The 19,107-nt window shown below is 73.3% G+C and carries 22 protein-coding genes; 10 read left to right on the top strand and 12 right to left on the bottom strand.

The window, feature by feature from the left end:
• Positions 1-33 precede the first annotated feature (33 nt).
• Together RMN56_RS17785 and RMN56_RS17780 are read right to left on the bottom strand one after the other, a co-directional pair.
• The gene (locus RMN56_RS17785; protein WP_313718579.1) at positions 34-750 is read right to left on the bottom strand and encodes a DUF8453 domain-containing protein; all 717 of its coding nucleotides are present in this window, start codon (positions 748-750) and stop codon (positions 34-36) included.
• Positions 751-832: 82 nt separating this feature from the next.
• On the bottom strand, positions 833-1,078 hold the full coding sequence (locus RMN56_RS17780) for a hypothetical protein (protein ID WP_313718577.1): 246 nt from the start codon (positions 1,076-1,078) through the stop codon (positions 833-835).
• Between the two features lie 557 nt (positions 1,079-1,635).
• On the opposite strand from RMN56_RS17780, the gene RMN56_RS17775 reads away from it, so the two are divergent.
• Positions 1,636-2,613, top strand: coding sequence for a phosphotransferase family protein (locus tag RMN56_RS17775; protein ID WP_313718576.1), 978 nt, complete (start codon positions 1,636-1,638; stop codon positions 2,611-2,613).
• A gap of 138 nt (positions 2,614-2,751) precedes the next feature.
• On the top strand, positions 2,752-3,288 hold the full coding sequence (locus RMN56_RS17770; protein ID WP_376787326.1) for a hypothetical protein: 537 nt from the start codon (positions 2,752-2,754) through the stop codon (positions 3,286-3,288).
• A 293-nt stretch (positions 3,289-3,581) separates the two neighbouring features.
• On the opposite strand, the gene RMN56_RS17765 is transcribed toward RMN56_RS17770, so the two are convergent.
• From RMN56_RS17765 to RMN56_RS17745, 5 genes are all read right to left on the bottom strand, one after another.
• Positions 3,582-4,016, bottom strand: coding sequence for a hypothetical protein (locus tag RMN56_RS17765; protein WP_313718574.1), 435 nt, complete (start codon positions 4,014-4,016; stop codon positions 3,582-3,584).
• A 117-nt stretch (positions 4,017-4,133) separates the two neighbouring features.
• Positions 4,134-4,688 carry a GrpB family protein gene (locus RMN56_RS17760; RefSeq protein WP_313718573.1) on the bottom strand — a complete coding sequence of 185 codons (555 nt, stop codon included), beginning with the start codon at positions 4,686-4,688 and terminating at the stop codon, positions 4,134-4,136.
• 33 nt (positions 4,689-4,721) lie between these two features.
• Positions 4,722-5,282 (bottom strand): hypothetical protein, encoded by a 561-nt coding sequence (locus tag RMN56_RS17755; RefSeq protein ID WP_313718572.1) that lies wholly within the window; start codon positions 5,280-5,282, stop codon positions 4,722-4,724.
• Between the two features lie 123 nt (positions 5,283-5,405).
• A complete protein-coding gene (locus RMN56_RS17750) occupies positions 5,406-6,014 on the bottom strand; it encodes a dihydrofolate reductase family protein (RefSeq protein ID WP_313718571.1) in 609 nt (202 codons plus the stop codon).
• A 112-nt stretch (positions 6,015-6,126) separates the two neighbouring features.
• On the bottom strand, positions 6,127-6,771 hold the full coding sequence (locus RMN56_RS17745; RefSeq protein WP_313718570.1) for a class I SAM-dependent methyltransferase: 645 nt from the start codon (positions 6,769-6,771) through the stop codon (positions 6,127-6,129).
• A gap of 73 nt (positions 6,772-6,844) precedes the next feature.
• Here RMN56_RS17745 and RMN56_RS17740 point away from each other — a divergent pair, with 73 nt between their 5' ends.
• Positions 6,845-7,696, top strand: coding sequence for an alpha/beta fold hydrolase (locus RMN56_RS17740; protein ID WP_313718569.1), 852 nt, complete (start codon positions 6,845-6,847; stop codon positions 7,694-7,696).
• A gap of 20 nt (positions 7,697-7,716) precedes the next feature.
• Here the strand turns inward: RMN56_RS17740 and RMN56_RS17735 are convergent, their stop codons facing one another.
• On the bottom strand, positions 7,717-8,874 hold the full coding sequence (locus tag RMN56_RS17735) for a hypothetical protein (protein WP_313718567.1): 1,158 nt from the start codon (positions 8,872-8,874) through the stop codon (positions 7,717-7,719).
• 172 nt (positions 8,875-9,046) lie between these two features.
• Here RMN56_RS17735 and RMN56_RS17730 point away from each other — a divergent pair, with 172 nt between their 5' ends.
• The 5 genes from RMN56_RS17730 (at position 9,047) to RMN56_RS17710 (ending at position 14,002) form a co-directional block, all read left to right on the top strand.
• Positions 9,047-9,847, top strand: a complete 801-nt coding sequence (locus RMN56_RS17730) for a class I SAM-dependent methyltransferase (protein WP_313718566.1) — start codon at positions 9,047-9,049, stop codon at positions 9,845-9,847.
• A 277-nt stretch (positions 9,848-10,124) separates the two neighbouring features.
• Entirely contained in the window at positions 10,125-11,300 is a 1,176-nt protein-coding gene (locus RMN56_RS17725) for a sensor histidine kinase (protein ID WP_313718565.1), read from the top strand.
• Positions 11,301-11,337: 37 nt separating this feature from the next.
• Positions 11,338-12,498 carry a hypothetical protein gene (locus RMN56_RS17720; RefSeq protein WP_313724774.1) on the top strand — a complete coding sequence of 387 codons (1,161 nt, stop codon included), beginning with the start codon at positions 11,338-11,340 and terminating at the stop codon, positions 12,496-12,498.
• Positions 12,468-13,184: a response regulator transcription factor gene (locus RMN56_RS17715; protein WP_313718564.1), complete on the top strand. Its 717-nt coding sequence runs from the start codon at positions 12,468-12,470 to the stop codon at positions 13,182-13,184. Before RMN56_RS17720 ends, RMN56_RS17715 begins: the two co-directional genes overlap by 31 nt.
• A 74-nt stretch (positions 13,185-13,258) precedes the next feature.
• Positions 13,259-14,002: a hypothetical protein gene (locus tag RMN56_RS17710; protein WP_313718563.1), complete on the top strand. Its 744-nt coding sequence runs from the start codon at positions 13,259-13,261 to the stop codon at positions 14,000-14,002.
• Positions 14,003-14,118: 116 nt separating this feature from the next.
• On the opposite strand, the gene RMN56_RS17705 is transcribed toward RMN56_RS17710, so the two are convergent.
• Positions 14,119-14,868 (bottom strand): lysophospholipid acyltransferase family protein, encoded by a 750-nt coding sequence (locus RMN56_RS17705; RefSeq protein ID WP_313718562.1) that lies wholly within the window; start codon positions 14,866-14,868, stop codon positions 14,119-14,121.
• Between the two features lie 111 nt (positions 14,869-14,979).
• Here RMN56_RS17705 and RMN56_RS17700 point away from each other — a divergent pair, with 111 nt between their 5' ends.
• Positions 14,980-15,627 carry an alpha/beta hydrolase gene (locus RMN56_RS17700; protein WP_313718560.1) on the top strand — a complete coding sequence of 216 codons (648 nt, stop codon included), beginning with the start codon at positions 14,980-14,982 and terminating at the stop codon, positions 15,625-15,627.
• A gap of 19 nt (positions 15,628-15,646) precedes the next feature.
• A complete protein-coding gene (locus RMN56_RS17695; RefSeq protein ID WP_313718559.1) occupies positions 15,647-16,039 on the top strand; it encodes a VOC family protein in 393 nt (130 codons plus the stop codon).
• A gap of 41 nt (positions 16,040-16,080) precedes the next feature.
• Here RMN56_RS17695 and RMN56_RS17690 read toward each other — a convergent pair whose 3' ends face one another.
• From RMN56_RS17690 to RMN56_RS17680, 3 genes are all read right to left on the bottom strand, one after another.
• On the bottom strand, positions 16,081-18,144 hold the full coding sequence (locus RMN56_RS17690; RefSeq protein WP_313718557.1) for an amylo-alpha-1,6-glucosidase: 2,064 nt from the start codon (positions 18,142-18,144) through the stop codon (positions 16,081-16,083).
• Entirely contained in the window at positions 18,144-18,512 is a 369-nt protein-coding gene (locus tag RMN56_RS17685) for an SCP2 sterol-binding domain-containing protein (protein WP_313718555.1), read from the bottom strand. The genes RMN56_RS17690 and RMN56_RS17685 overlap by 1 nt, the downstream gene beginning before the upstream one ends.
• A gap of 163 nt (positions 18,513-18,675) precedes the next feature.
• Positions 18,676-19,092: a CBS domain-containing protein gene (locus RMN56_RS17680; RefSeq protein WP_313718553.1), complete on the bottom strand. Its 417-nt coding sequence runs from the start codon at positions 19,090-19,092 to the stop codon at positions 18,676-18,678.
• Between the last annotated feature and the right edge of the window lie 15 nt (positions 19,093-19,107).

Raw genomic sequence — 19,107 nt, 5'->3', positions numbered from 1 at the left:
TAAACGCACGGTCGGACACGGGACAGATGCCGCTCACTCTCTCGGCGGATCTTCAGGGCGGACCTCCGGAGCGGGGAGGCGTGCAACGATCTTCTGCTGCTGCACCGCGATCTTGTCGAGTGCCGTGCGAGCTTTCTTCAGCTCATCTGCGATCTTCTTTGGAGCCGACGTGGACGCGTCGTGGCGGCGGAGGTCGTTGAGGTCGATGTCGTAGCTCAGCTCCTCCACTGGGCCGAACGGTCCGTCAGCGTTGATGGTGACGTTGTACCGGCGCGGGTTATCCGTCGCCTCAAAGAGCCGGAATCCGATGTCGAAGAGCCACTGAAGCCTGCGGCCAGGTGGAAGCGTCGCTATCGGTCCCAGGAGGGCCGGGACCGTCTCCGCGAAGTCAGGCGAGTACACCGACTGCAACGGAGGGTCAAAGCTGACGCGGACTTTCTTGGCAACGGTCATCCCGGTGTTCTGGACGACCAGCATGATCTTCTGCGGGTCCTGCTCGTCGGGCCGGAGGTCCGCGAATACGTACGGCTGGGCTTGGTCCTTGCGGACCTGTTCCGCGAGCATGAGCTGTTCTTGTGAGTAGCGCGACTGCTGGGTTGCGGCTACCGCCTGCGAGCCAGCGAAGAGTGCCGCGACGATCGCAGCCGCAGCGCTGACGACCGCGACCAGTAGCGTGATGGCTTCCGACGTGCTCAAGTGGCCTCCCCCATCGACCTCGATGAGGTTGTACCACCCGGCCGCAACCGCCACGTCTCTCGTGGCTCCTACGCTGCCGGCGGGCGGGACCCTGCCGGGGACACGCCGGACCGCTCCCGGCCCACGAGGCGTGGAGCTAGGCCTGGCGGACCTGGGAGCGGAGGACGTGGGCGACGGCTCGCGCCTGCTGGACGGTTAGCAGGACGGACCCCTGGCCACCCTTGAGGACTATGAGCGGGAGAGCTCGCGGGTCGTGGCCCTGGAGGAGCTGGAACGTGACCGGCGGGTACCCGTCGAGCGAGTTGACGGTGACGATCCGCCCCGTGTGAGCGAGCGGGGTGCACCCTGCCCGGTTGCACCAGCGGTGGTGTCCGTTGAGCATCGGTCTGCGCCTCCTCCGAACTGTGCGAAAAGGACAGACCGATTCTCTTGTGTCTTTATGCAAAAAGCTACATATTCATGCACGGATACCCCCTACCCCGGTAGTCGGGCGGAGAGGTCGAGAGTCCGGGGAGAGTCCGTCGGCAGGCCGGTAGTCCGCGCAGCTAGGGGTGGGTGCAGGTGACGCGTCTCGATTTGCAGAAATGGCCTCTGACCTGCGGAAACTGCAAAACCCGGAGCCGCGACCAGCCCGGACGGCCACCCGTCACGCGAGGCCGGAGAGCCACGTTAAAGTCCTTCTAATCCCAAGGCCGCAGGTTCGAATCCTGCCGGGCGCACCACCGTCTCCCCAGGTCAGCGGCTTTCCGTCAATCTGATCACCACAGCTCCGGTACAGCCATTCGCACAGCCAGGTCAGCCGAAGTGGTTCTTCGCGTCCTCGTCGACGGCGGTCCGGACACGCGTGCCGTGCAGGTCGCGGGCGGCGTGCCCGTCAACTCCGTGGTGCGCGGCTGCTTGGCCTGGCAGCGTGACCGCTCGAACTGACGAGAGGCGACCATGACGCGGACGTTCCTGCAGCCGGATGATCTGCACGGCCTCGTAGCGGAACAGTTCGGCTCCGACTGGCGACTTGCTGCCCTGGACCGGCTGACAGGCGGCAGCAAGAAGGGCGTCTACCGGCTTCGGTTGAACGACCAGACGACCGTGATGCTGTACGTGTGGGCCGCGGGCGAGAACTACTGGCCACCGTCACCGACGGTCCCGGACGACCCGTTCACAGACGCTTCGGGCGCCGATCTGTTCGCCGCCAACCACGCGGCGCTCACCGCGGCAGGAGTGCGGGTCCCGCATCTGATGATGCTCGACCGCGACGGCCGCTACCTCGATGCCGACATCGCGTTGGTCGAAGACGCCGGCGCGCTACGGCTGGACGCGTTACTGGAACGCGATCCCGCCGCGGCCGCCACGCCGCTGTCCGCGCTCGGTGACGCCTTGCGGCGCATGCACACCACGTTAAACCCGCACTATGGCAAGCTCGCGGCCATTGCCCGCGGCGAGGCGTCCCAGACTCGGCGCACGGAGGACATGATCGTCCACCGCGCGCTCGGCCACCTTGACGCTGCAGCCGCCCGCGACCCTCGACTGGCCGACGCGCATGACCGGATCACCGCCCACGTACGCCACCTCAGGAGCGCGGTTACCGCACGCGAGGAATACGGGCTGGTACACGGTGAGCTCGGCCCGGATCACGTGCTCGTCACGCCGGCAGGTGAGGCCGTCATCATCGACTTCGAGGGCCTGGCGTACTTCGACGTCGAATGGGACCACGCTTGGCTGCAGATGCGCTTCGGCGACACCTACTCGGCGCTGCATCCGGTCGATCTCGACCCCCACCGGCTGGAGCTCTTTCGATACGCGCAGACGCTGTCCCTGATCGAAGGGCCACTGCGGATCGCGAACACCGACTTCCCGGATCGGAAGTGGATGCTGGACCTGGCCGAGTGGAACATCACCAAGGCGCTGGCCGCCGCCTGACGCATCCTGCTCCGCCCTGCTTGCTACGCTCCGCGACCTGGAAGAGAGGAAGCCGTGGGCAAGTTCCTGGACCGGTTTCGCAAGCTCGAGCGAGGTGAGCCTGCTCCGGGCCGCAGCCCGGAAGGCGCTGCCCTCGGTATCGCAGCGGCCAACAGGCTGAGGAAACTCGGACACGTCACGATTCAGCGCGGTCTGACGGAAGCGGAGCTTGCTCGCGTGGAGCACATCTTCGACTTCCAGTTCGCCGATGACCACCGCGCGTTTCTGGCCGCCGGGCTACCGACCGGCCCTTCGTGGCCTGACTGGCGACGAGGAGAGCGGAAGGACCTCCGTGACCGCCTTGCCTGGCCCGTCCATGGCGTGTTGTTCGACGTCGAGCACAACGGCTACTGGCATGAGAGCTGGGGAGAACGGCCAGACAACCGCCGTGAGGCGGTAGCGAACGCCGAGCCGCATCTCCGGAAGGTGCCGCAGATGGTGCCCGTGTTCGGCCACCGTTTCCTGCCCTCCGGCCGCGGCTCGTACGGGCACCCGGTCCTGTCGATGTATCAGACCGACGTCATCTACTACGGCGACGACCTGGAGGACTACATCCATTCGGAGTTCGGTGGACCAGCACCGGACCGAGGCCAGGAACCGCATGCCACCGTCGCCTTCTGGAGAGACTTCCTCTAGCGGGTTCCGTACGGCCAAGACGGCCAGCCACCGCCCTGTACAGCCAAGTCAGCCAGCAGCGGAGCCCGTGGGAGGCGCGCGTGATCAGTCGCGCGTGAGTCCTGGCGGAAGGGCGTCTTCCTCGGTCCCGACCCGCCGAGCTTTGACCAGCGGATCGCGGTGCAGGGCGGTGGTCTTGCCAGCGATCCAGGCGACGTCGCCGGGCGTACCGACCCGCCAGCTCGGCCCGTCCCTGGCGCCCTCCATGGAACCCATCTCAGTCGATGCGCCAAGCCCGACCGGCGTCAACGGTGTTACGTCCACGGTGGGGTGTATCGGCTCACGTAGTCGCGGGCGCGCGGGAGCGGGTCCCGCCAGTACTGGTCCGGCATGCGGGAGTGGTGGGTCGCGCAGAACTGGGCGAGGCCTTCCGTGATCGTGATGCGTTCGAGCGGGCGACCTTCGAAGGCCGTGTTCGCCGCCATCAGTTGCGGCTCGGGATTCCAGCCCGAGTGGTCGAACGCCCAGCCCTCCCAGAGCGCGTAGACGTGGAAGACCTGCCAGTCTCCCGCCATGCGCACCCCGGCTATCTCGATGGGCCGGTCGGGATGGGACTCCCGGCAGACCCAGGCGAGGATGTGGCACGCTCCGGCGGCGAAGAAGGCCTGGTCCGTCCGTTCCCAGGAAATTCGCTGATCGGATCGCTCGATCGCCGTCCGGCGAAAGACCCCCGCTGCTTCGGCCGTCACGACCCGGGAGGCTATCAGCGCCCTCGAAGGACCGGGCCGCACAGCGAGCCTCTGCACCGGCGGCCGGAGCTTCTGTCCGCGCAGGGTGCCCTCCGACGACGCCACCACCGGGTGCCGTCAGCCCTCCGGCGACTGCCGCCGCGCTGATTCGCTCCACCTCCGGGCCTCAGCCGACAACTGCGCCATCGTCTCCTCTTTCGCGGCGCCGTACCGGGCCCGGCTGTGCGGATGCAGGTCGGCCGCGCGCTTCTTCGCCGCCTCGTACCGGCGGGCGGCGGCGGGGTTGGCCTCGAGGTAGGCGCGGAAGACCCGGTTCTCTCCCGGCACCGGCGACCGGACGCCGAAGACGTGCAGGTGGTGGCTCCGCTTCCCGGCGGTGTCCTTCGGGAAGAACAGGTGATCGCGGTCCTCGGGGAAGACCCACGGGCGGTAGACGTATTCGAGCTGTTCGAGCGGCCGGAGGTCGGCGACGATCGCGTCCACCTCCGGCACCACCGCCATGATGTCGATGATGGGCTTGGCGGCCAGGCCGGCAACACTGGTGGATCCGATGTGCTCGACGCTCAGGGCCCCGGGCAGGGCCTTCGACAACAGCCGCCGTTCCGCCTCGAACAGCTCCGGCCAGGCCGGGTCGTAGGGCACCACCTCGACCACGCGTGCGTCGTCCTCCACGTCGTCACCGTAGCGGCGCGTGCGCCGGCGCGACTACGCGTGGGGCGCGCACATGCTCTGGGCGTCGCGTGCCCAGTCGCTGCCCGCGATCGCGACCGGGTAGTCCACCTCCCGGACTCGCCTGTCCTCGGTCTCGACCGAGAACCGCAGCGACAACGGCTCCTGCCGAGACGCGATCGAACAGTCGAATCTCAGCTCGACCAGGATCTGACGGGTGCTGCCCGGAGGCAGCTCCGGTCCTTCTCCGGTGCTGCGCACCACGACGCCCGGCCGCTCGCCGTGAGCCCCCCGTACCGTGACGGGCGCGGGGCCGGCATTGATCACCAGCAACTGCCCCGACAGTTCGACGGTTCCCTGGGCGGACGAGCCGCCCAGGTTGGCCGACACCGGCAGGGCGACGAGAGCGACCACGCCGTTCCGCTCCCGCACAGCACGCGAGTCGTGCAGCTCGCCGACGGCGAGGCCGCCGAGCACGACGCCGGCCACGAAGGCAGCGACGAGCCGCACGGTCCGCTTCCGTCTCGCAGTGAGACGGTCGGGAGTGGCACTCCGCGACCCGGCCGGCCGGTGGCCCTGCTCGTCCAGGTCGATCATTGCGTGCTCCGCGACATGAGCGTCAGCGTAGGGACCTCCGCACCCGAGCGTGGTCCGCCGCCGCCAGGTCCGGAGCCGCCGCGCTTCCCACGTACTCGATTGCGACCCGGCCCACCCGCGCGGTCAGACGTTGCCGAAGGTCGGCGCGCCGGTGCTGTCGTAGGTCAGCAGGGTCACCCCGGTGCCGGAGGCGCGGGTGCCGGTCAGACGCAGGCCCGCCGGGGGCACGCCGTCGGCGAAGAGTCGCTGCCCGCGCCCCAGCACCACCGGGAAGACCAGCAGCTGGTACGTGTCGATGAGCCCTTCCCGCATCAGCGACCGGGCGAGCGCGCCGCTGCCGTGCACCTGGAGTTCGCCGCCGGGGCGGTTCTTGAGCTCGGTGACCGCGGCGGCCAGGTCGCCGCCGAGGCGGTGGGAACCCGACCAGGTCAGCTCGTCGTCCCGGGTGGTGGCGACGTACTTCGGCAGCCGGTTGAGCGGGTTGTCCGGTCCGCCCTGGGCCGGGTCGGTGACGTGCGGCCAGTAGCCGGCCATGATGTCGTAGGTGCGGCGGCCGAGCAGCAGCGCCTCGGCGCGCTCGAAGGTCTCGCCCATCCACCCGCCGACCGTCTCGTCGAAGTGCGGCGGCAGCCAGCCGCCCAGGTCGAACCCGCCGGTGCGGTCCTCCTCCTGCCCGCCGGGGGCCTGCATGACGCCGTCCAGGGTCAGGAACGTGGTGATGGTGAGTCGCATGGTGGTGCCTCCTTCTCCGAGACCGGCCCCGCGCCGGCTTCCACCCTGCCGACGGCCGGTGAACAACCGATTCGACAACCCGGCCGGACAGAGTTTGTGACCTGGGACACAGTCAGGGCTTGCGGGCGAACAGGTACGCCGCCGGGCGTCGCTGCCTCTCGCCCGGCGCCTGCCACACGGTCGCGGTCACCGGTAGACCCGCCGCCGCGAGCAGCGCGGCGATCCCCTCCGGCCGGGCGAAGTGCACATCGAGTGACACCGGGTGGCCGTAGGCCTGGTCGCGCCGGACGTGCTCGTCGTCGCCACCGTGGAAGCCGAGCAGCGCGTGGCCGCCGGGGGCGAGCACCCGGTGGAACTCGGCGATCACCCGGGGCAGCAGCTCGCGCGGCGTGTGCACGATGGACCACCAGCTGAGCACCCCGCCGAGCCGCCCGTCGGGCAGGTCCAGCGCGGTCATCGAGCCGACCTCGAAGCGCAGTTCCGGGTACGCCCGCCGGGCCAGTTCGGCCATCCGCGGCGACAGGTCGACGCCGAAGGCGTCCACGCCCAGGGCCGCCAGGTGGGCGGTGACGTGGCCCGGGCCGCAGCCGAGGTCCGCCACCGGCCCGCCGGCGGCGCGGGCCAGTTCGGCGAAGGCGCCGAGCAGCGCCCGGTCCAGCGGTAGCTCGGGCAGTTTGGCGCTGACCAGCGCGGCGTAGTCGGCGGCGACGGTGTCGTACGCGGCCCGGGTTTCGGTCAGGTGGGCGGACTCGGTCATACCCCGACCGTACCGGCGGCTGCGCGGTTCCGGCCGGTCGGCGGCGGGCGCGGAGCCGACGTAGTCTCCGCTCATGGTGACCGAGACGGATCTCCGCCTGGGCGACGGCCGCACGCTGCACGTCTACGACACCGGTGGGCGGGACCGGCTCCCCGTGTTCTGGCACCACGGCACCCCGAACATCGGCGCGCCGCCCGCGCCGCTGTTCGCGGCGGCCGACCGGCTCGGCCTCCGCTGGGTCTCCCACGACCGCCCCGGGTACGGCGGGTCGACGCCGCTGCCGGGGCGCGACATCGCCTCCGCGGCCGCCGACGTCGCCGCGGTGGCCGACGCGCTGGGCCTCGACCGGTTCGCGGTGATGGGCCACTCCGGCGGGGGCCCGCACGCCCTGGCCTGCGGGGCGCTCCGGCCGGACCGGGTGGTCGCGGTGGTGGTCGGCGCCGGCCTGGCTCCGTACGGCGCGGCCGGGTTGGACTGGTTCGCCGGCATGGTGCCCGCCGGGGTGGCGTCGCTGCGGGCGGCCGCCGCGGGACGCGCCGCCAAGGAGGCGCACGAGGCGTCGGGCGTCGCGTACGACCCGGAGTTCACCCCGGCGGACCTGGCCGCGCTGCACGGCGAGTGGTCCTGGTTCGACAGTGTGGTGGGGCCGGCCATGCGGGCCGGGCCGGGCGGGCTGATCGACGACGACCTCGCGTACGTGCACCCGTGGGGCTTCGACCCCGCCGACGTGGCGCCGCCGGTGCTGTTCGTGCACGGCGAGCGGGACGGCGTCGCGCCGGTGGCCCACGCCGAGTGGGTGGCCGGCCGCGTTCCCACCGCCGAGCTGCGCCGCTACCCGGAGGACGGGCACATCTCGGTGCTGCGCCACGCCGGGCCGGCGCTGGAGTGGCTGCGCCGGCGCGCCGACGAGGCGCCCGCCCGGTAGCGGGTGAGGCGCCGGGACGGTCAGGGCGTACGCGGGCCGACGCCGTCGCCGGCCGAGGGGGCGACGAGCAGTCCCACCTGCCGCCCGATGAACCGGTACGCCACCTGCTTGGCCGCCCAGAGCAGGTAGCCCCGCTCGGCGCCGGCGATGCTCCGCCCGTCGGCGTGCCCGACGCTGCTGAGCAGCACCCAGCTTCCGGTCGTCGAGCTGACCGTGATGGTCTCGCCGGCGGGGATCCCGAGCTGGGCGGTGCCGCGGGGAAGCCGGCCGCGCCGCTCCCGGGCGGCCCGCTCGCCGGGGTAGAGCACCGCCGCCAGGTGGACGACGGCGTCGCTGTCGTCGGTGGTGTAGGTGACCCGGACCGTCCGCACACAGCCGTCGAGCACGTCGCCGGCGAGGACGCCGGCGCAGCCGCGCAGGTCCTTCCCGCCGGTCCGGCGCAGGGTGTCCCCCGCCGCCTCGAACGTGCGCTCCGGCATCGCCTCGGCCACGGTCACCGGCGGCGCCTCGGCCCGGACCAGCGCCACCGCGAGGGTGCCGAGCAGGGCCACCGCGACGAGGGCGGGCCCGACGGGTCCGCGATCCGGCCGCCGCCCGCCGTCGGCCCGGACGGTCCGGACGAGGACGGCGACCACGGCCACGCCGGCGCCGACCCCGCCCCAGCGGATCCCGGTGGCCATGGCCCCGGCCGCCGGCCCGTCGAGGAGCAGGTCCAGGGCGGATCGCCGGCCGGGCACGTGCACCCAGGCGACCAGCAGGAACGCCAGACCGAGCAGCACGGCGCCGACCCGGGCCGGCGCGCTGAAGCGTGCCCACAGCACGACGGCCACCACCGCCCACAGCACCGGGAGGGTGATCAGCAGCCAGCCGACGGCGGCCATGCCGGTGCCGGTGCAGCCGGTCCAGGCGCAGGCACTCTCGTCGATCCGCGCCCGCAGGGCGTCGCCGGACACGACGCGCAGCGCCACGAAGGCGACGATGCCGGCGGGCACGAGCAGCGCGAGAGGACCGAACCGGGCGGTGCCGGCGGGTGGCGGGACATGCTCGCCGTCGCGGACCGGATCCGGGTCCGCCGCGGTGGTGGTGGCGTCCGGGCGTTCCGATCCGGCCGTCATCTCCTCGCGGGCCCGCGCGACCAGATCCTCCGACCGGCGGCGACCGCCCGTGCTGCTCGACATGGCAGCGAGGTTAGGACAGCCCCGCACGCCGGGCCGGCACCGGTGTCACTCGCAGATCCGCCACCCACCGTCCTCCTTGGCCAGGACGGACGCCTGCGTCACGGTGGCGCCGCTCTGCGGGGTGAGGCGTAAACCGGGTGACGGGCCGCGGCGGAACATCCACCATCGACGGATGCCGCAGCATCGACCCGCCGAGCCGGACATCCGGCGTTACTACACCGAGGTCTTCGTCGAGGCGGACCGGCTGGACCGGTCGCCGGAGGGACGGCTGGAGGCGCACCGGACCCGGGACCTGCTCGCCCGGTTGCTGCCCGCACCGCCGGCCGAGGTGCTGGACATCGGCGGCGGGCCCGGCGCGTACGCGGGCTGGCTCGCCGCGGCGGGGCACCGGGTGCACCTGGTCGACCTGGTCCCGGCGCACGTGGAGGCGGCCCGGGCGGCGCATCCGGGGATCACCGCGAGCGTGGGCGACGCCCGGGAGCTGCCGCTGCCCGACGGCTCGGCCGACGCGACCCTGCTGCTCGGTCCGCTCTACCACCTGACCGACCGGGCCGACCGGGTGGCCGCGCTGCGCGAGGCGGCCCGGCTGACCCGGCCCGGCGGTCCGGTGCTCGCGGCGGTGATCAGCCGCAACGCGGCGCTGATCGACCTGACGGCGAAGGGACTGGTGGACGAGCACAACGGCCCGCTGCTGCGGGAGACGTACGCCACCGGGGTGAACGACCCGCGGACCGGGTTCACCACGGCCTACTTCCACCGCCCGGAGCAGGTGGTGGACGAGTTCGTCGCGGCCGGCCTGCCGGCGCCCGCGCTGTACGGGGTGGAGGGTCCGCTCTGGCCGGTGCTGAACGCGCTCGGCGCCGGCCCGGCCGAGCGGCTCTTCGCCGACGCGGTGGCCTGCGCTGAGGTGTTCGAACGCGACCCGGCGGTGCTGGGCGCCAGCTCGCACCTGCTCGCCGTCGCCCGCGTTTGAGCGGCGGCGCCACCAGCGCCCAGATCCGGGCGTTCGGCGATGCCGCGCTGGAGGCCTCGGCCCGGCAGACGCGGGCAGAAGGCCCGGGCCCAGCACCGGGGTGACGGGTGAACCGGTGGGCGATGCGGCTGGTCGTGCCCCGCCTATCGACCCTTCGAGATCCGAAAGCGACACGCCGCGTACCGACGGTGACCAGTTGCCGACGGGCATGTTATTCTCCGGCGTCGATCTACCGTGCGGACCCGACCGGGTCGCTGCCGGAAGGACACCTCCCCCGATGCCGGTCGTAGCCGCCACGACCCTGCCGCCGTCCCCGTTGGACCGGCCGGCGGGCGGTGCGTTCACCCTGATCTTCACGACCCTGCCGGCGCTGCTCCGGCTCACCTGCGGGCTGGTCGCCGCGGTGGTCGCGCTGACCGTGCGCACCCCGCCGGTCCGGGTGTCCCTGCTGGTCCCGACGATCGTCGCGCTCACCGCCTGGTCCGTCTGGTACGCCGTCCGATCGCTCCGCTACGGGTTCACCGGCGTCCTGGTGGCCGGCGACGTGGCGCTGACCACCGCGGCCGGGCTGGCGATTCCCTGGCTGGTCGCGCCGGAGGTGCTGCCCGGCGAGGGGAGCTGGATGGCGGTGCTGGCCAGCACGACCGTGATCAACGCGCAGGCCACCGCCCCGGCCCGCTGGTCGGTCCCGGCCGGGCTGCTGGTCACCGCCGGATACGCGACCGGCGCCTCGCTCGCCGGCAACCCGGTCGAGGCGCGTGCGCACGCCGGGACGCTGCTGGTCCAGATCGGCTGCGCGGCGGTGATCACCGCGGTGATGCGGGGCCGGATCGGGCGCGCCGACGCCACCTTCGCGGACTACCAGCGGCTGTCGCGGGAGGCCGTGGTGGGGCGGGCCGCCCGGGAGGCCGAACGGCGGCAGAACCGGGACCTGCACGACACCGTCCTCGCCACGTTGACCATGGTCGGGCTCGGCGCGGTGCCCGGTCCGTCCGCCGCGCTGCGCGCGCGGTGCGCGGCGGATCTGCGTACCCTCACCGCCCTGGCCGACGCGCGCGCCACGCCGGCCGGTGCGGTGGCCCTGGACGAGCACCTGCGGACGGTCCTGGCCCGGCTGCCGGAGCTGGCCGTGGACGCGACGCTCGCGCCGTGCCGGGTGCCCGCGGCGATCGCCGCGGCGCTCGCCGACAGCGCCGCCGCCGCGCTGGCCAACGTGGTCCGGCACGCGCCGGGCGCCGCCACCACGCTGCGCCTGGCGGGGGACGCGGAGGCCGTCGTGGTCGAGGTGGCCGACGACGGCCCCGGCTTCGACCCGGCCGCCGTCCCGGCCCACCGGTACGGGCTGCGCGAGTCGATCCACGGCCGGATGGCCTCGGTGGGCGGCCGCGCGGTCGTGACCTCCGCCCCCGGCGCCGGCACCCGGATCCGGCTGGAGTGGCCCGGTGTCCACTGAGTCGGGAGCGGTCGGGACCGGCACGGCGGTTCCGGCGATCGTGCGGCAGTGGGCGCCGGAGCGCGCCGGCCCGGGGGCGGCGGCGACCGCGGCGCACGCGGTGGGCGACGCCTCGGACCGGGGCGCCCGGATCGCGGCGGTGCTCATCGCGCTGGCCTGGCACCTGGCGATCGGGTTGCCGGCGCTGCTCGACTCGTGGTCCCGGCTGGCCGCCCCGTCGGTGGTCGCCGCGGGCTGGCTGGTGACCGCGGCGATCGGCGTCGGGTCCGGCGTACGCCTGCTGCGCGGCGGGCTGCCGCCGGCCCGGCTGCTGGCGGTGGCGCTGCTGGTCGTCGACGGGGTGGTCTTCACGGCGGCCGGTGAGCGGCAGCTGTTCACCACGGGCAACTGGGTGTGGGGCGGGCTCGCGTGGTTCTTCCTGCTGGTGCTCTGGCGGCGCCCGGTGGGCTGGCTGCTCGCGCTGCTCGGCGCGCACGCGGCGATCGCCCTGGTCGCGGTGGTCCTGCACGGCGCGACCGCCTCGGCCGACCTCAGCCGCTACGCGATGTACGTCTACGGCACCTCGTCGCTGCCGGTGGCGGTCTTCGCGGGCGCGGCGGGGATCGCCGCGCTGGCCCGGGACCGGGCCTCCACCGCCGCGTCGGCCCTGGCCGTGGTGGCGGAGCGGGACGCTGCGGAACGGGCCCAGCGAGAGCGACAGGCGCGCCTGGCTCTGGCCAGCGGCACCGCCGAGGAGGTGCTGGCCGCCCTCGCGGCCGGCGACGCCGACCCGGGCGACCCGGCGGTACGCCGCCGCGCCGTGCTGGCGGCGGGCCGGCTGCGCCGGTTGATCGCCGAGTCGGACGACGTGCCGGATCCCCTGTTGCACGAGCTGCGCGCCGCCGCGGACCTGGCGGAACGGAACGGCCTGCCGATCGAGCTGGTCGCCGTCGGGGCGCCGCCGGAGCTGCCGGTCGAGGTCCGCCGGCGGCTGGCCGACCCGGCGACGGCGGCGCTCGCCGGCGCCCGGGGGTGGGCCCGGCTGACCGTGGTGTCCGGGCCGGACGAGGTGGTGGTCAGCCTCGTCACGCCCGACCACGACGGGCCGGACGCGACCGGCCCGCCCGGCGGGGACGGGAACGGGGACGGGCCGGTGGAACACCTGCACGAGCGGGACGGGGAGATCAGATGGACGCAGACGCGGTGGCGGAGGACGTGACCGGCGGGCCGCCGGTGGGCGTGGCGATCGTGGACGACCATCCGGTCGTGATCGACGGGGTACGGGCCTGGCTGGCCGGCGAGCCGCGGCTGCGCGTGCTGGCCACCGGGGACGACCCGGATGTGGTGCTGCGGGCCGCTCCGGAGGCCGCGGTGGTTTTGCTCGACCTGCGGCTGCACGGGCGGATGGTGCTCGACAAGCTCGCCGAGCTGAGCGCCGCGGGCCGCCGGGTGGTGATCTACTCCGAGCACACCGACCCGGAGATCATGCTGGCCGCGCTGGACGCCGGCGCGGTGGCGTTCCTGGCCAAGCACGAGGGTCGGGAGCACTGCGTGGCCACGGTGCTGGCCGCGGCCAGCGACCGCCCGTACGTGCCGCCCGCGCTGGCCGGTGCGATCGTGGGCGATCCACGCCCGGACCGGCCGGCCCTGTCGGACAAGGAGCGGGAGGCGCTACTGCTGTGGTTCCAGTCGATGTCCAAAGCGTCGGTGGCCCGCCGGATGCGGATCAGCGAGCACACCGTGAAGCAGTACGTGGACCGGGCGCGGATCAAGTACACCCGGGCGGGGCGCCCGGCGGCCACCAAGGCGGCCCTGCTCGCCCGGGCGATTGAGGACGGCCTCGTCCGGCCGGAAGATATCGGCATCTACCGGTCACAGGCGTCCGCCGACCGGCCGACCCCCTAACGGGTGTCATGACAGCCGCCCCCGGGTGGGCCAGGCTCGACGTATCGCCAACCGCCACCGGGAGGTCCTGAACCGTGCCGGAGGACGCCGCGCCCTTCTTCATCGGGCCCCACCGCTTCGACGCGGATGACGACCCCACCCGTCCCCTGCTCGACCGGCGCCACGCGCTGCTCCCGGAGCCGGGCGAGCACCTGCTCGGGCAGCACCGGCTGCTGGTGGCCGGTCACCTGCTCGGCCCCAGCGACGACCTCCGGTCCTGGGCGCTGCCCGACCCGGCGACGGTCACCGTGACCGACCGGCGGCTGGCGTACGTCTGCACCGGTTCCGAGCTGTCCCTGGTCTCCGGGCGGGACGGCCGGCCGGACGCCCGGCACCGGCGTCCGGTCCGGCTGTCCCGCCTGGTCAGCGGCCAGATCCGGTGGCAGTGGCCGTCCCGGCTGGAGCTGGCCGAGAGCCCCGACGGCACCGGCGAGCTGCGGGTGGTCTGCGACGCGCTGCGCACCATCCGGCAGCCGGCGCTGGCACTCGCCGGCCCGGTCGACCTGGTCGCCGCGCTGGCCCGGCAGGTACGCCGCTCGGTGGCCGCGTTCCGGCTGGCCCGCCCCGAACTGGTCGACCTCTCCCCGCCGGAGCGGGACATCCTGACGGTCCGGATGGGTCCGACGCCCGGCCCGACCCGGGGCGCGGCGACCCTGCCGGGTTCGTTGCCAGTCGAGTTCCTGTCCCGGGACGACTACTACCGACCGGCGATGGCGGACCCGCCGGCCTGGCCCCGCCAGGACGTCCCGGCGCGGGACCGCCCCGGTTCCGCCTGCTGACCGGCGCTCAGCCGGCCGGCCGCGGCGCGGCCGGGGCGGTGCGGCCGGCAGACGGCAGACACCGTCAGGCCCGGACGCGGACCGGTCCGGCGACGTGCCGGTTGCCCGGCACGGGATCAGGAGGCGGCGGTCCGGCGACCCGGACGGTCCAGCTCGGCGGCCTGCTCCGGGGTGGGCGCGGCGCCGCCCAGGTGGGCCGGCTGCCACCAGGCGTCGTCCGGGCCGGCGGGCTGGTCCGGATAGTCCCGCTGGGCCTGGTCGACCAGCGCGGTGAGGCGGGTGCGCAGCTCGGCGGTCAGGGCGTTGCCGTCCGGGTGGGCGGCCGGGTCGATCGGCTCGCCCACCAGGATGGTGATCGGGGTGTGCCGGCGGGTGAGGGTGCGCGGCCGGCCCTTGGTCCACAGCCGCTGGGTGCCCCAGAGCGCGACCGGCAGCAGCGGCACGGCGGCCTCCTGGGCCATCCGGGCCGCGCCGTTCTTGAGGTCCTTGACCGTGAAGGAACGGCTGATCGTCGCCTCCGGGAAGACGCCGACCACCTCGCCGCGGCGCAGCGCGCTCACCGCCGAGGCGTACGAGCCGGCGCCGGCGGCCCGGTTCACCGGGATGTGCTTCATGCCCCGCATGAGGGGGCCGGAGACCTTGTGCCGGAAGACCGAGTCCTTGGCCATGAACCGGACCAGCCGGCCGGACTCGTGCGCGCCGTACCCGCAGAAGATGAAGTCGAGGTAGCTGACGTGGTTCGAGGCCAGCACCGCGCCGCCGGTGCGCGGCACGTGGTGGCTGCCCTCGACGCGCAGGCGCAGGTCGAGAGCGCGGAACATCGTCTTGGCGGCGAGGATGACGGGCGGGTACACGAGTTCCGACATCCGCCAACTTTACCCCGAGTAGGTTACGCGACCGTAGGGGCGAAAGTCGCCTCGCTCTGCCGTTGGCAGAGCGGCTGGCGGTGGCGCGGGCACCGGGGCCAGCATGGCCGGATGACCGATCGCGCCGTACTGCTCTGGATCCACGGCGGCGGGTGGCGGGCCCGCTCCGACGAGGACGGGGCCGCGCTCGCCCCGCTCGGGCTGCGGGTGGTGCCGGCGACCTACCGCTTCGCGGCCGAGGCCTGCTGGCCGGCCCAGCTCGACGACGTACGCGCCGCCGCGCGGGCCGCCCGCGCCACGGCGGGCGGGCTGCCGCTGCTGGTCGGCGGCGACTCGGCCGGCGCGACGCTGGCCCTGCACCTGGGCCTGCGCGGGGTGGACCGGCCGGGCGACGTCCGGGGAGTCCTGGCCTACTGGGCGCCGGTCGACCCGCTCGACCCGGAGTGGCGGCGGCGGCGCCGGCACGACGACCCCTGGGCGGGCCTGCTCGGTCACCCGCCGGCTGAGGGCGACCCGGCGACAGTCGACGCCACCGTGGCCAGCCACCTGGGTTCCGGCGTGCCGGTGCTGCTGGTGCAGGGCCGCGACGACGCCGCCGTGCCGGCCGCCCAGTCGGTCGGGCTGGCCGGCCGGCTGCTCGCCGCCGGCCACCCGGCGCACCTCTGGCTCACCCACGGCGGGCACGCCCTGGACCTCGCCCGCCCGGACATCCGGGCGATCACCGCCGCGTTCCTGGACAGCGTCCTCCCACCGGCCTGAGCCGACTACGGTGCAGAACATGCCCGATCTCACCGCGATCGTCATCCACTGCCGCGACCCCTACCTGCTCGCCCCGTTCTGGAGCACGGTGACCGGGCTGCCCGTGGTCGAGGACGACCGGGCGAAGCTCGCCGGCCGGTCGCTGGAGCCGGACGAGTCGGTGCTGCTGCGCGACCCCGCCGGCCGGCGGCCGGACGTCTGGATCAGCCCGGTCGACGACCTCCCCGGCGCCGGCCGGATCCACCTGGACCTGATCGGCGACGCGGAGGAGCGGGCCGCGGTGCTGGAGGCGGGCGCGACCGTCGTCCGCGAGCTGCCCCGGTGGACCGTGCTGGCCGACCCGGAGGGCAACGAGTTCTGCCTGCTCCCCCGGAGTGAGGCGCACGGCGACACGCTGCTGCCCGGGCACTGAGCCGCGACCGGCTCCCGGCTGGCGGGAGCCGGTCCCGCGCGTCAGGAGGTGGGCTGGTGTTCCAGTTCCAGCCGGCCCCGGGCGAAGGCGTCCACCCGGCCCCACCGGCCCGGGATGTCCAGCACCTCGATCCGCCCCATGCCGAGCGGCAGCCGCGGGTCCACCGCGAGGTGCCCCTCGTGCGGCTCCAGCCCCAGCATGGTCCGGATCAGCAGCAGCGGAGCGCCGGTCGACCAGGCCTGCGGGCTGCACGCCGTCGGATACTCCACCGGGAACTTGGTGAGCTCCCGCTGGTAGCCGCCGAACGCCTCCGGCAGCCGCCCGTCGAAGTACCGCGCCGCGTCCAGGATGCCGCTCGCGATGGTGGCGGCCTCCTCGGCGAAGCCGTACCGGCGCAGGCCCCAGGCGATGAACGAGTTGTCGAACGGCCAGATCGTGCCGTTGTGGTAGCCGATCGGGTTGTAGCGCACCTCGCCCTCGGCCAGCGTGCGCACCCCCCAGCCGGAGAACAGCCGCGGGCCGACCAGGTGCTCGGCGATCTGCGCCGCCCGGTCCTCCTGCACGATGCCGCTCCACAGCAGGTGGCCGATGTTGGAGCTGAGCACGTCGCACTGCCGGCCGTTCGGGTCCAGGCCCAGGGCGTAGTAGCCGCCGTCGGCCACCCACCAGTCCCGGTTGAAACGCTCCTTCAGGTCCGCGGCCTCGCGTTCCAGCTGGTCGGCGTACCCCGGGTCGCCCCAGAACTCCCGGGCCAGCCGGGCGGCCCGCATCTTCGCGTCGTACGCGTACCCCTGCACCTCGCAGGTGGCCCGCGGGAACGGCGGCAGCGTGCCGTCGGAGTACGAGAGGGAGTCCCACGAGTCCTTCCAGCACTGGTTCTCCAGGCCGGTGTCGTTGTTGCGCCGCTCGTACCAGATGTAGCCGTTGCCGACCAGGTCGGCGTAGTCGTCGATCCACTTCAGCGCGGCCCGGCACTCCCGTTCCAGCTCCATGACCAGCGGGACGTCGCCGCTCCACTTCTCGTACTCGTCGAGCAGCACGATGAACAGCGGCGTGGCGTCCACCGAGCCGTAGTACGGCGAGTGCGGCTGCTCCTCGAAGGCGGCGGTCTCGCCGTAGCGCATCTCGTGCAGGATCCGGCCCGGGTCCTCGTCGCGGAAGTCGTCGAACCGGGTGCCCTGCAACGCCGCCAGGATGCGCAGCGTGGTCTTCGACATCTCCGGCGCGAACGGCAGCACCTGGAGGCAGGTGAGGATGCTGTCGCGGCCGAACATGGTCATGAACCAGGGCAGGCCGGCGGCCGGCAGGGTCTGCCCGCCGAGCGAGAGCGGCGAGAACCGCAGCGCGGCCAGGTCGATGAGGCTGCGCCGGTACGTCGAGGACACCTGGCCGTGCTCGCTGTTCACCTTCGGCGCCTTGGCGACCCACCGCTCGAGGTCGTGCTGGAGGGCCAGCCGCTCCGTGCCGTGCGCCCGGAGCCCCATCCGCAGGTCCCGGCCGCCCGGCCCGACGGCGTAGGTCTGCACGTCGATGGCGGCGTCCCACTGCTCGTTCGGTTCGAGGTGGAGGGTCCAGGCGAAGCCGTTGCGGTCGTAGCGGGCCGGCCGGGAGGCCGAGATGACCGTCTCGCGCCGGAAGTTGCCGCGCCGGTAGCCGAGCCGGAGCTTGTCCGACTCGGCCTCGGCGTACGTCTCGCCCTTCTTGTTCAGGATCTCGTCCTTGACCTGGAACAGATCGGCGAAGTCGGCGCCGGCGTCCATCCGGATCTCCAGGTCCACGGCCTTCTCGTCGTGGTTGAGGATGGTCAGCGACTCCCGGAAGCTGCCGCCCACCGCCCGCTCCCGAATGATCGACAGCTTGGCGTCGATGTAGTGGGTGGCCATCCCCGGCACCAGGAAGAAGCGGGCCTCGTAGTACTGGAGGTCGTCGTAGGAGAGCGCGTTGAGCCGCTCGCCGTTGACGGTCAGCACCCACTTCGACAGGAACCGCATGTCGAGGGAGAAGAGGCCCGTCGGCTCGCTCGGCGTGGCCTCGATGTCACCGGTGTCCTCGGAGACCACGAAGGTGTTGCCGTCCAGGATGCGGACGGTGCTGTTCGAGGCCATCAGGCAGCCCTCCTCTGGAACGCGTGGTGCGGCCCCCGTGACTCCGCCGGGCCGGGGAAGGTCCGTTCGACCTGCAACACGAGGCGCAGGTCGCCGGAGACCGTCATGTCCCCCCGCAGCAGCGCGGCGATGGTGTTCTCCTCGCCGGTCACCAGCTCCTCGAAGAGCCGCGGGTCGGCGCCGACCACCGTGTCGGCCTCCTGGTCCTCCTGGCGGACCCGGACCTTGCCCCGGTCGATCTCCAGCAGCCAGTGCGTGGTGCGCGGCCCCTCATGCAGGTCGAACCGGAGGGTTCCGGAGGCCTTGACCAGCAGCGGTTCGAACTCCCGCCGGTCCAGGTCCTCGAAGAATCTCGTGGTCACATCCATCGGGCGACTCCTCCCGCGATCGGCGGCCCTCCGACGTCCGAGAACGGGTCCCCGCCGCGTACGGGCCCAACCTCGCCCGGTTCGGGTGAGTCACCCACCAGGGGCCCGGACGCGTGAACGCCGGCCCCCGAACCGGGGGCCGGCGTTCACCGAGGCGGACGGGTCAGTTGTTCGGGTCGTCGGCGCTGACGTCCGCGAGCACCGACTGGGGCTCCCGCTCGACGGCCAGGTCACCCATCGACACCAGGCCGACCAGGCGGCCGTCCTCGGTCACCGGCAGCCGGCGGACCCCGTAGGTGCGCATCAGGTCGGCGGCGGCCACCGCGTCGTCGTACTGGCTGACCGTCACCACGTCCTTGCTGGTGATCTGGTCGAGCTTCGTCGTGTTGGGATCCAGGCTCTCGGCCACGCCCCGGACCGTGATGTCCCGGTCCGTGACGATCCCGACCACCTTGTCGCCATCGGTCACCACCACGTCGCCGATGGCGCTGTCACGCATCTCCTGCGCCGCGGCGGTGAGGGTGTCGCTGCCGTCCATCGTCACCAACCGGGTCGTCATGAATTCTCCGACCGTTGTCATGGTGCTCCCCTCTCG

Origin of the sequence: Micromonospora halotolerans (assembly GCF_032108445.1) — a bacterium.
GTDB classification, from domain to species: domain Bacteria; phylum Actinomycetota; class Actinomycetes; order Mycobacteriales; family Micromonosporaceae; genus Micromonospora; species Micromonospora halotolerans.
The sequence above is the reverse complement of the archived record's forward strand: the minus strand, read 5'-3'. Positions and strand labels throughout refer to the sequence as shown.